General features: G+C 61.7%; 9 protein-coding genes. 7 read left to right on the forward strand and 2 right to left on the reverse strand.

Annotation, left to right across the window (positions count from 1 at the left end; translation table 11 throughout):
• The first annotated feature begins 28 nt into the window (after positions 1-28).
• From B348_RS0126270 to B348_RS0126280, 3 genes are all read left to right on the forward strand, one after another.
• Complete coding sequence (locus tag B348_RS0126270; RefSeq protein WP_017739008.1) at positions 29-1,021, forward strand: AraC family transcriptional regulator; 993 nt, start codon at positions 29-31, stop codon at positions 1,019-1,021.
• A 122-nt stretch (positions 1,022-1,143) separates the two neighbouring features.
• Entirely contained in the window at positions 1,144-2,184 is a 1,041-nt protein-coding gene (locus tag B348_RS0126275) for a histone deacetylase family protein (RefSeq protein ID WP_017739009.1), read from the forward strand.
• Complete coding sequence (locus B348_RS0126280; protein ID WP_017739010.1) at positions 2,181-3,272, forward strand: polyamine ABC transporter substrate-binding protein; 1,092 nt, start codon at positions 2,181-2,183, stop codon at positions 3,270-3,272. Before B348_RS0126275 ends, B348_RS0126280 begins: the two co-directional genes overlap by 4 nt.
• A 46-nt stretch (positions 3,273-3,318) precedes the next feature.
• Here B348_RS0126280 and B348_RS0126285 read toward each other — a convergent pair whose 3' ends face one another.
• Complete coding sequence (locus tag B348_RS0126285) at positions 3,319-4,863, reverse strand: PLP-dependent aminotransferase family protein (RefSeq protein ID WP_017739011.1); 1,545 nt, start codon at positions 4,861-4,863, stop codon at positions 3,319-3,321.
• Between the two features lie 87 nt (positions 4,864-4,950).
• Here B348_RS0126285 and B348_RS0126290 point away from each other — a divergent pair, with 87 nt between their 5' ends.
• The 4 genes from B348_RS0126290 to B348_RS0126305 all read left to right on the forward strand — a co-directional run bounded on the left by B348_RS0126290 (position 4,951) and on the right by B348_RS0126305 (position 11,285).
• Positions 4,951-5,589 (forward strand): FMN-binding negative transcriptional regulator, encoded by a 639-nt coding sequence (locus B348_RS0126290; protein WP_017739012.1) that lies wholly within the window; start codon positions 4,951-4,953, stop codon positions 5,587-5,589.
• Positions 5,586-6,032 carry a GNAT family N-acetyltransferase gene (locus tag B348_RS0126295; RefSeq protein WP_017739013.1) on the forward strand — a complete coding sequence of 149 codons (447 nt, stop codon included), beginning with the start codon at positions 5,586-5,588 and terminating at the stop codon, positions 6,030-6,032. Before B348_RS0126290 ends, B348_RS0126295 begins: the two co-directional genes overlap by 4 nt.
• A gap of 10 nt (positions 6,033-6,042) precedes the next feature.
• Positions 6,043-6,723, forward strand: a complete 681-nt coding sequence (locus B348_RS0126300) for a GNAT family N-acetyltransferase (RefSeq protein WP_017739014.1) — start codon at positions 6,043-6,045, stop codon at positions 6,721-6,723.
• An 80-nt stretch (positions 6,724-6,803) separates the two neighbouring features.
• Positions 6,804-11,285 carry a dermonecrotic toxin domain-containing protein gene (locus B348_RS0126305; RefSeq protein ID WP_017739015.1) on the forward strand — a complete coding sequence of 1,494 codons (4,482 nt, stop codon included), beginning with the start codon at positions 6,804-6,806 and terminating at the stop codon, positions 11,283-11,285.
• 21 nt (positions 11,286-11,306) lie between these two features.
• Here the strand turns inward: B348_RS0126305 and B348_RS0126310 are convergent, their stop codons facing one another.
• Entirely contained in the window at positions 11,307-12,206 is a 900-nt protein-coding gene (locus tag B348_RS0126310; protein ID WP_017739016.1) for a homocysteine S-methyltransferase family protein, read from the reverse strand.
• Positions 12,207-12,219: the final 13 nt, after the last annotated feature.

The raw sequence follows: 12,219 nt of genomic DNA on the forward strand, positions 1-12,219 counted from the left end.
GGCGCTAACCCTCTGACATCGGCCGCCCATGTTGCATTCGCACCTCACCACCCTCAACGCCGTGTCCCTGGTCCTGGCGACCTTCAAGGACCACGGCCTGCCCGGCGAGACACTGCTCGCGGGCAGCGGCATAGGCATGGCCGACTTGAGCCGTGCCGACAGCCGCATCACCACGTGCCAGGAGCTGCGGGTATGCGCCAATGCCGTGGCCCTGCGCCACGACATCGGCCTGGACCTGGGCCAGCGCATGCACGTGTCGTCCTACGGCCTGCTGGGTTATGCCCTGCTCACCAGTGCCACCTTAGGTGACGCTTTGCGCCTGGCGCTGCGCTACCCGGCGCTATTGGGAACACTTTTCGAGCTGAGCCTGGTGGAGGACGGCGGGCAGGTCTGGCTAACCGCTGGCGACTATCGGGAGAGCCCGGCACTGGCAGCGTTCAATGTGGAGTTTTGCCTGGTGTCGATGAAAGTTATCTGCGATGACTTGCTTGGCCGCACGTTGCCCCTGCATCAAGCGCGCTTCGACTACCCGGCACCGGCCTACCACGCCCGCTATACCGAGCGGTTCGAGTGCCAGCTGCAATTCGATGCCACCGCCAGCGGGTTTGCCTTTGACCAGCACTGGCTGCAACAACCCCTGCCCCTGGCAGATGCCATCACCCATCGCGCCATGGCCGAGCGCTGCCGCAAACAGAATTCCGAGTTCACCGGGCGCCAGGCCTGGCTCAACCGTGTGCGCCAATTGCTGGCTGACCAACTGCACGCCGCCCCCGGCCTGGAGGGCTTGGCTGCGCAGATGAAGTGCTCTGCACGTACGCTGCGCCGACACCTGCACGCCTTGGGTTGCAGCTATCAGCAATTGCTCGATGAGTTGCGCTTTGAGCAGGCCAAGCAGTGGCTGGCACAAGACCAGATGCCGATTCATCGCATCGCCGAACAATTGGGCTTCAGCGAAACCGCGAGTTTCCGCCATGCGTTTGTGCGCTGGAGCGGGGTGGCGCCCAGCCTGATGCGCCATTGAAGGGCGAATTACGGTCAATACCATTGGCCATATCTATCCCCTTCTGGCCGCTCCTGCCGTTCTCATGATTCGCGCGGGCCGCAACACTGCCAGGCACAACAACGAGCCTGCGGGGAGCACCCATGCTGACGATCTACTCCGACGATCACCATCTGCACCACGGACGCTGCGAGCTGATGGACGGGCAACTGATGCCCTGCTTCGAAATGCCTTCGCGCGCCAACCATGTGCTGCAACGGGTCAAGGACCGCAACCTCGGCCCGGTGCAGGCGCCGCAAGACTTCGGCCTGGCGCCCCTGCAACGCATCCACAGCCGCGACTATCTCGACTTCTTCAAAGGTGCCTGGGCGCGCTGGACCGAATACGGCCAGGACGGTGACCTGCTGCCCTACACTTGGCCCGCACGCACCCTGCGCCGAGTGTTACCCACCAGCCTGCATGGCCAACTCGGTTACTACAGCTTCGATGGCGGCGCACCGATCACCGCTGGAACTTGGCAAGCCGCCTACAGCGCGGCGCAAGTGGCACTCACCGCCCAGCAGGCGATCCAACAAGGCGCCCACAGTGCCTTTGCCCTCTGCCGCCCCCCTGGGCATCACGCCGCCAGCGACTTGATGGGCGGTTACTGCTACCTCAACAACGCCGCCATCGCCGCCCAGGCGTTTCTCGACCAGGGCCGGCAAAAGGTCGCGATCATCGACGTGGACTACCACCACGGCAACGGCACCCAGTCGATTTTCTACGAACGCAGCGACGTGCTGTTCACCTCGATCCATGGCCACCCGGAAGCGGAGTTTCCGTTTTTTCTCGGTTATGCCGATGAACGGGGCCAAGGTGCAGGCGAAGGTTTCAACTTCAACTATCCGCTGCCGGCCGGCTCCGGTTGGGAGCAGTGGAGCGCAGCGCTGGAGGAGGCGTGCAAGCAAACCGAACACTACGCCGCCGACATCATCGTGGTGTCCCTGGGCGTAGACACATTCAAAGACGACCCGATTTCCCAGTTCAAGCTCGACAGCCCGGACTACCTGGCCATGGGCCGACGCCTCGCGCGCCTGGGCAAGCCCACCCTGTTCGTGATGGAAGGCGGCTACGCTGTGGAAGAAATCGGCATCAACGCCGTCAACGTCCTCGAAGGTTTCGAACAAGAAGGATCTGCCCGATGAAGATGCTCACCTCCCTGGCCCTGTGCGCTGCCGTTTTGAGCGGCGCCGTGCAGGCCGAAGAAAAAACCCTCAAGGTCTACAACTGGTTCGACTACATCACCCCCAAGGCGCTGGAAGACTTCAAGGCGCAGAACCCGCAGATCAAGCTGGTGTACGACATCTTCGACACCAACGAAGCCCTGGAAGCCAAGCTGCTCACCGGCAACTCCGGCTATGACGTGGTGGTGCCGTCCAACGTGTTCCTGGCCAAGCAGATCGAAGCCGGCGTGTTCCAGCCCCTGGACCGTAGCCAACTGCCCAACTGGAACCACCTCGACCCCAAGCTGATGAAGCTGATCGAAGCCAACGACCCCGGCAACAAGTTCGCCGTGCCCTACATGTACGGCACCATCCTGATCGGCTTCAACCCGGACAAGGTCAAGGCCGTGCTGGGCCCGAACGCGCCGGTGGACAGCTGGGACCTGATCTTCAAGGAAGAAAACATCAGCAAGCTCAAGCAATGTGGCGTGGCCTTGCTTGATTCGCCGTCGGAGATCCTGCCGCTGGCCCTGCAACACCTGGGCCTGGACCCCAACAGCAGCAACCCCAAGGATTACGTCAAGGCTGAAGCGCTGCTGATGAAAATCCGCCCATACATCACCTACTTCCACTCCTCCAAATACATGGCCGATATCGCCAATGGCGACATCTGCGTGGCCGTGGGTTACTCGGGGAGTTTTTCCCAGGCTGCCAATCGCGCCAAGGAAGCCAAGAACGGCGTGACCGTGGACATGCGCCTGCCCAAGGAAGGCGCGCCGATCTGGTTCGACATGCTCGCCATCCCCAAAGGTGCGCAGAACCCGCAGGACGCCTACACCTTTATCAACTACCTGTTGCAACCCCAGGTGATCGCGCCGGTCAGCGACTTTGTCGGCTACCCCAACCCGAACAAGGATGCGACCGAGCTGGTGGACCCGGCGATCCGCAACAACCCCAACCTGTACCCGACCGATGCGGCGATGGCCACGCTGTACACCTTGAAACCGTTGGCCCGTGATGCCGAGCGTGCGCGGACGCGCGCCTGGACCAAGATCAAATCCGGCACCTGATGGGCGAACACAGCTCCCTCGCCACAGATTGCTTTTTTGCTCTGAACTAACGGGCAATACGCCAAGCCTGGCGCAACCGCGCCAGCGCCTCGGCGATGTCAGCCTCAGGCACCGCCGCAAAACCCAAAACCAAGCCGGCACGCTGGTCCTCGGGCGTGGTCGATTGCGCCAGCCAATAGCTGCTCAAGCCGTTGATCTCGACCCCCGCCGCGTGGGCCTGCGTCAGCAACTGCTGCTCGCGGGCCAGGCTGTCCACGCGCACCGTCATGTGCAGCCCCGCCGCAACGCTGGGCAGTTCGCCCATACCGGGCAAGCCGCAAGGCCAACCGGCCAGCAAGGCATTGCGCCGGCTCAACGCAGCCCGGCGCATGCGCCGGATGTGGCGCTGAAAGTGCCCGGCGGCCATGAACTCGGCCATCACCGCCTGGGTGCTGACCTCGGAGTGGCGCATGTCCACGGCCCGGCGCCGGGAAAACGCGTCCACCAGGCCCGGCGGCAACACCAGGTAGCCCAGGCGCAAGGCCGGAAACGCCACCTTGCCGAAGGTGCCGACATAGAGCACCCGGCCACTGCGATCCAGCGCCGCCAGGGGAGACAAGGGTGCGCCGCTGTAGCGGTACTCGCCGTCGTAATCGTCCTCGATGATCCAGCCGCCCGTGCGCGCGGCCCAGGCCAGCAATTCCAGGCGCCGCGCCAGGCTCATCACCACCCCCAGCGGGTATTGATGGGACGGTGTGACGTAGGCCACACGACAGTCTTCCAGCGTGTTGAGCACCTGGCAGTCGATACCCTCGCCATCCACCGGCACGCCGTGCAATTTCCCCCCGGCCAGGGCAAACGCATGACCTGCCGCGCGGTAGCCCGGGTTTTCCACAGCGACGCCGTCGCCGGGCTCCACCAGCAACTGTGCACAAAGGCTAATCGCTTGCTGTGCGCCACTGGTGATCACTATTTGTTCAGCCGCGCACTGCATGCCCCGGGAGCTGCGCAAATAAGCCGCGATCAAACTGCGCAGCCGGGCATCCCCCGCCGGGTCGCCATAACACAGTTGTTCCAGGTCTGGCTTACGCCAGAAGGCCCCATTCAGCTTGGCCCACACTTCAAACGGGAACAGATCGAACGCCGGCACGCCCACGCGAAAGGCCCGTGGCGGCCCCGCTGGAGGTTGTGACAGATGGTGGGTTTTTATCCGCGCCAAACCGCCGCTGTGGATAACTTCATTGTCGAGATCTTCCGGCAAATTTGACCATTTTGTGGATAAGGCTGGGGATAAGCCTGTGTGTAAGCCTGTGGATACTTTTGTGGATAGTTTTTTTGCCGCAGGCAGTTGCGCCACATAAGTGCCATCACCGACCCGGCTTTCGATAAAGCCTTCGGCATACAGCTGATCGTAGGCGCGCACCACGCTGTTGCGCGAGATCGACAGCGCCGCCGCCAAGTCGCGGCTGGCGGGCAAGCGCGTGCCACTGACCAGCCGTCCGTCCAGCACCCGTTGGCGCAGGGCGTCATACAGCTGGCGTGTCAGCCCTTGGCGACGATCCAACTCGATTCCCGCAGGGTTGAAGGACAACGGCGGCGTGATGGGCGACATATTGGACCTATGAAATGGGTGCCAGATGGATCTTTCCACGATCCATTAGCCTGCCTAGGATGCTGGCATTCGCCAAGGAATATTTCCATGTACACACCCCGCGCCTTTGCCCTCGACGACTTGCCCGAACTGCATCAGCTGATCCAGCACACCCGCCTGGCGCAGTTGGTGACCTTTGGCGAACAGGGCCTGCTGGCCAGTCACTTGCCGCTGCTGCTCCAGCCCGAAGAAGGCCCGAACGGCACGCTTTACGGGCACCTGGCCAAGGCCAATCCGCAGTGGCGCGACCTGCAAAATGGCAGCGAAGCGCTGGTGATCTTTGCCGGCGCCGAGGCCTACATCAGCCCGGCGTTCTACCCGGCCAAGGCCGAGCACGGCAAAGTCGTGCCCACCTGGAACTACATCGCCGTGCATGCCTACGGCAAAGCCGAAGTGTTCGACGATGCCGAACGTTTGCTGGCGGTCGTCACTGCGCTGACGGATCGCCATGAAGGCACGCGCGCCCAACCGTGGAAGGTCAGCGATGCCCCGGCCGACTACATCGACGGCATGCTCAAGGCCATCGTCGGCTTTGCCCTGCCGATGGAGCGCCTGATCGGCACGCGCAAGCTCAGCCAGAACCGTAGCCCGGCCGACATGGCCGGCGTGCGTGAGGGCCTGGCCGCCAGCCCGGATGCACGCGACCAGACCCTCGCCCGCTCTATTCCCCAAGGAGTTGCAGAATGAGTCAGATCGATATCCGCCAGGTCAGCGCCGCCGACCACGCTGCGTGGCTGCCTTTGTGGCAGGCGTACTTGAAGTTCTACAACACCGAACTGCCGGACGCGGTCAGCCAAAGCACCTGGCAGCGCCTGGTCGACGCCAGCGAGCCCACCTGCTCGGCACTGGCCTGGCAGGACGGCAAGGCGGTGGGCATGGTCAATTTCATCTATCACCGCTCCAATTGGAGCATCGAGAATTCCTGCTACTTGCAGGATCTGCTGGTGGACCCGAGCCAACGCGGCACCGGCGTGGGCCGCAAGCTGATCGAATTCGTCTACGCCACCGCCAAGGCCGACGGCTGCGCCAAGGTGCACTGGCTGACCCACGAGACCAACGCCACCGCGATCCAACTCTACGAACGCATCGCCGAACGTCCCGGCTTTATCCAATTTCGCAAAGGTCTTTAAGGAGCGCAGCATGTCAACTTCCCTCGCCGACTGGAAAGGCGTCCCGGCCCCCACGGTGCAACTGCTTGAAGGGCGCTTCATCCGCCTGGAAAAGCTCGACCCGGCGCGCCATGGCGACGCTCTGTTCGAAGCCCTGCAAGGCCCTGGCGCCGACCCCAAGCTGTGGGACTACCTGCCCTACGGCCCTTTCCCCGAGCGCAGCGCATTCAATGACTGGCTGAACAAGCACGCGGCCCACAGCGACCCGTACTTTTTCAGCGTGATCGACCGCGCGACCGGCCAAGTGCAAGGCATCCTCAGCCTGATGTCCATCGTGCCCGAGCAAGGCCGTATCGAAATCGGCCACGTGACCTTTGGCGCCCCCATGCAGCGCTCGCCCAAAAGCACCGAGGCGGTGTACCTGCTGGCCAAGTACGCCTTCGACCAGGGCAACCGCCGCCTGGAGTGGAAGTGCAACAACGCCAATGGCCGCTCCAAATACGCCGCAGAGCGGCTGGGGTTCAGCTTCGAGGGGGTGTTCCGCCAGCATACGGTGGTGAAGGGCAGGAACCGGGACACCGCGTGGTATTCGATCATCGACGCGGAATGGCCGGCGATCGGGGCAGGCTTTGAACGGTGGCTGTCGGACGAGAACTTCAAGGACGATGGCCAGGTGAAGACGCTGTTGGAATGCCGCACCGCGCCTATCTAACTACCACCTGCCCTACACCCCCTATCCCTTAGGTTCTCCCTGCAATGGCGTCTCGCGCCGTCCTGATCATGGAGAACCGCATGAATGCAATAACGTCCATACAGCCTGCCCTGCCAAGCCCGAAACCCCTCAGGGAAAAAGCACTGCTCACCCGCCTGACCGAGGACGGGCCAACCAGCAATGAAGTGGCCAGCACTCTACTGCGCGCCGAACTGGACACCCTCTACCCCGACCTGAATATTGACCTCGGCAGAACGGTGGTTGGCACCCCGATCTGGGAGTTCATCGACAACGAGCTGACCTGTGTCGACACCCAATACACGCCCCTGACCTACGTCCTGGCGCGGCTGGCCCTGGAAAGCACCACGGTCAACTATCTACAGGGCGAGCACTTCCTCACTCAACAGCCTATGGCGCAACCCCCCATTCAATTGCCGGTCAACATCGAGCAGATCGCCACATTGCTCAATGATTTGGCGCCGGTGTTTTTCGTCGCCTTCAAGGAGCAGCAACTGGCGTTCTGGAACGCCACGGGGACCCGCCTGCCGCGCTGGCATGAACTGGCCGACGGCCTGGCTGCCGCGCTGAACATCCAGGAGGTCAAGGGCTGGAATGCCGATCACTGTGACATTGCACGCGGGATCTCGATGTACCCCGACAAACAGCAACGCCTTCTCCAACGGCCCGACCTGGCGCATATCCAGGTGTGCCTGCTCGACATTGACACCTCGAACGACAAAAGCTTCAAACACCTCATGCTCGCCGGCACCGCCGTCATGCAAGGCACGTTCAGGAACGCCGATATCCTGATGATGTACACCCTCGAATACGGTTACGAAACCTTCGCCTCCCTGCAGGATTTAGCGGCATCGGCACAGGCCAGGCTCAGTCCGTCGATGGGCGAGTTGCCGCTGTCGCTGCGCCTGGTCGAACCTGAGGGGGATTTTTTTGATCACATGGCCTGGGCCCTGATCGCCACCCAGCTCAACGCCATCGAAACCGAGGGCTTCAGCAACCTTTTGGAGCAGTTCTCCCCAGCCGCAGCGCCGCCGGACACCGACCCGGATACACAGCGCCTGAACATGCTCGATGGTGCGATTCCCGAATGGTTGCGCGATGCCTCACCCCAGGCGTTGAACGACTACAGCCAGCACATGCTCGACCTGAGCTCGCTGTACGGCGATGTGCCCGCGGACTTGTTCCAGATCCAACCCATCAAGGCCTTCGCTCAAGAGAAGATGCGCAACGCCATCATTGCCGACAAACACAACGTCGGTGCCGACAAGCTGCCACTCGACGAGATACAAATCACCCTTACGGAACCTCTCAACGTCGGGCCTTTTACGCTGCCCAACCCAGTGGGAAGCTACACGCAGACCCTGGGTGAATATGCACTCAGCAACACCCCGCCCTACCAGGCAACCGTGCGCTTCAAGGACGGGAAAACAGTGCCCGGCTGGCTCACGGACAAGTACCTGACGCAGATTTCAGAACAGGTCGATATCGGCCGGGTATATCCGCAACTGATCAGAGAAAAGCTGATTGACGACCCACACGAAGCCCTCCGACAAAAGAATTTTTACATCCGGCAACTGCGCTCGCTGCTGCCACTGCTGGCGCTGGAATGCAAACTCACCCACCAAGGCAATGTCGACGAGCAGGGCTATCGCTACATCAATGAACTGGTCAACCCGACGCCCGGCACGGCGGACCCTATCGTTATCCGCCCATTGTCGATACGGCCCAGCCTGCGCATCAGCCACACATTCGACGATGTCCTCAACGTCTACATCATCGGCCCCCGGGACTGGCAAAAAGGACCGTGCCTGCTGTATCGCCCGTTACTCGAAAACCCGTTGCTACAGTTCCCGTCCCTGCAAAACCTGAAGTATGAGCTGCACCAGCCGGGGGAGGTCCGGGACTCCATATTGGCGTGGCTACCCAACCGGCAGTTGAGTTTCAACTACTCCCAGTACATCTTCCCGGCAGGTCTGACCTCGGCCTGGCTGATCAGAGAGCTCGTGACGACGCCGTCGAAACTGCTGGAATGGGGAGGCAGCCCGGTGTTTTCCAAAACCGAGCTGAAGGGCGATATTTTTGCCGCGTTGTTTGATGCCAACGCAAAGGCCATGACGGAATTGGCGGATCGTGAATCGCTCTCCAACGCAGAGCGGCGCTGGGCATTGCTGGAAGACAGCGCCTGGGCGATCTTCAATGCCGCTTCAAGCTTCATGAACGGCAACGTCGCTACGGCGGTATGGGTCTGGCAAATTTTCGGTCAGCTCCAGCACGTGCTGGATGCCCCTGAACAGGGCAACAGTTTGATCAAGTGGCAACGCCTGGGCGACGTGCTCATGGCCTTGGCCATCGTTATTACCCATAAGGCCGGGCCCCTGCGCAGGGGCAAAGCCAAATCCCCAAGACCGAGCCACCCCAGCCCCCCCTTGCCCACAACCCCACAAATACGGACCACGGCCTCAGGCGGTGTACTGGCACACAGTCAATTCTCGACGCTGGCTGTCGAGGGCGTCGTACCGCGCCGGACGCCGGCCCAGTGGGACACCTACCTGGACGCGTACAAGGTCAAGGCACCAGACCTCAGCAACAAGCCCGCCCCCGAACAGCGTCCTGCGCTTTACGACGAGGCGGAAAAAACCTATGCCCAAGTGGATCAGCGGTGGTTCCAGGTGGCTGAAGATGACGATGCCAACATTCACGTTCTCGACCCTGAAAACCCTTCGCTCACAGGACCTTGCCTGGCCAAGACGCCAGCAGGCACCTGGCGTATCAACACGGATCTGCGCCTGCTGCGCAGCAACGAAAGCTTGAAAAGCAAGTTGAAGGCCTCGCGGCTGCTCAGAGCTCAGAAACTCAAGCCCCTGGAGCAACAATGCGAAACGCTGGAGCAACATGAAAAGGTGCTGAAAAAAGAAATGCACACCCTGCTCAAGTCCCCCACCACCGCGACCCTGTTGGACCAAAGCCTGTCCAAGTCCCAGGAGCTGATCAGCAATCGTCAAACGTCACTGGCGCTGCTGGAGAAGTGGAGAGACGAAGGCGGCACCATCGGCTATGAGGACAAGCTGCTCAAGCTATACAAGAGTTTGAACACCTACCTGATGACCTGGATCGCGTTCAAGCACGTCGCCTACAACGCCGCTGTCGAGCGCATCCTGAAAAGCCGCGAGTCCGATGAGGTGAACGCTCGGCAACAACTCCCGACAGACATCAACGCAGCCACCACCATGGGCAGGGAAATAGACGCCAAGCTCAACGAGCTGGGTGTCGCAAGACATAAGCTGTCCCGCATGGGAGCCGCCGGGGCCTTGACCGCCCGCCAGATCGAAGTATCCGCGCAGTTTCACTCCCGCTGGGAATTGAAAGCCAATGAAATCACGAGCGCCGCCGAACTGTGCGTACGTGAGCAAGCCGCGCAAGACATGGCTGAAGCCCGAAGTACCGTCTACGCAGTGGTGGAGCGTGCCACTGCGGCCAGCAGAAACATAACGCAAATATTGAAGGATGCCCCCCACGAGGCACAGTTGGAAACACTGGCCGCGAAGGTCGAAGAACTCCAGAGCATCAGCAATCGGATAGACGAGCTGCCTGGCGAGTTTCCAGAACGGGTCAACCCCAATGCCCTTGGAAACCTGAAAAGCGTCGTCAACGAATTCCTCCTGTTGGTCCAGAGCAATATTGGCAGCCGACTTCAACAGGAAGCCGAGGCCGGTCTTTCCGGGCGCAAACCTGCCAAGCCGTCTACGTCCAAGCCGTATCCAACAGCCAGGATCATCAAAAAACGTCCGCGCGATCAGCCCAAGGAAACGGAAAACATCCCCCGGCAGGAACCGTTGACACTCATCCAGCCGTTGAAGAAACAGCCGCCGAAACAAACAAGCGACTACAGCGACATCACCAACCAAGGGCTCCAACTGACCAATGGGCTCGACGCTTTTATCCGTGACACGAAAAAAAGCGCGCTGAAACCCTTTCGAATACCCGCCGACATGCAGGACCTGTTCGATCTGCATGCCCTCACGCTGGAACAGACCCTCGACGCCTTCGAACCGCTACATGCCGCCGCCAGGCAGGCTGGCAAAGCCCTTCCGGTAGCCAACATGGCTGTCGAACTCAAAGAAGGCGCAGCCCGGTTGCGCCAGGAAGGTATCAACATCAGAGCAACCATGCTCAAGCTGCGAAAGCCCCGGCAGGGTTACTTTCAGTGGCTGATCGAGAACGACCAGGTCCGGGTGACGCGCAATGAAACAGGCAGAATCAAGACCCAGCAGCTCAACGACTACTTCCAGGAATATTTCATTTGCGACTCAGCCAACCTCCATCAGCCGTTATGGCTGGCGCACTTTCACTACTCCACCCTCAAGGCGCCGGCCAGTCAGTTCACGGCGGCCCATCTCAAGATCGACGACAAATACCTGGCGCGACTCCCCAGCGAAACACAACAAACACTCAATAACCGTTCAGCGCTGGACAATGTCCTGCGCAGACTGAACGACCCCGTCACCTTGGCCGTGTTCCTGAAGCTTGAGGAGCCTCGCCGCTGACTCATTCGGTTCAGTGCTGGTTCAACCCGCCAACTGCCGGGCCAGTACCGCAATGTGCTCCGGCCCGATCCCGCAGCACCCGCCCAGATGGCTGGCACCACGCGCTTGCCAGTCGGCGGCCCAGTGCAGGTAGCCGGGCGGGTCAAGGTCGTCGCGCAACGGGTCCAGGCCATCGTTGGCCGTGGCTTCCTTGGGCTGCGGCGGGAAGGCGTTGGCGTAGGCGCCTACGTCAATCTGCACGCCCAGGCGTTCGAACGTCTGACGCGCGACATCGATCGCATCACCGATCACTTCGGGCTGGCTGCAATTGAACAGCAACACCTGCACCCCCAACTGCGCCGCTGCTTCGGCCGCGTCCGCCACCGGCTCGCCGGAGCGCAGGCGCGGCACGTCGTCGGTGTCTTCGTCCTTGAGGGTAAACGACAGCCAGAACGGTTTGCCGTCCTTTGGCAGCCCGGCCTGGATGGCGCGCGCTTCGGCGATGGAGCTCTGGGTTTCGGCCAGCCACAGGTCGACAAACGGCGCCAGGCCTTGCACCAGTGGCGTCAGCAGCTCGGCGACGCGCTGCGGCTCGAACAGGTCGGGGCGGTACGAGCCAAACAGCGGCGGCAGCGAGCCAGCCACCCGCACGGCCTTGCCCGACGCGTCCACGGCACGCCGCGCCAATTCACCGGCCAGCGCCGCCAAGGCCTGGCCTTCGGCGGCGAAACGCGCCTCGCCGATATGGAATGGCACCACCGCATAGCTGTTGCTGGTGATGACGTTCGCGCCACTTTCGATATAAGCCGCGTGCACCGCTTCCACTGCCTGCGGCGCTTCGCTCAACGCCAGCGCCGACCATTCCGGCTGCCGGAACGGCGCGCCACGGCGTTGCAGTTCACGGCCCATGCCGCCATCGAGAATTACTGTTGCGTTGGCCATATGCTTTTTACTC

Origin of the sequence: Pseudomonas sp. CBZ-4 (genome assembly GCF_000346755.1) — a bacterium.
In the GTDB taxonomy this organism is placed as follows: Bacteria; Pseudomonadota; Gammaproteobacteria; order Pseudomonadales; family Pseudomonadaceae; genus Aquipseudomonas.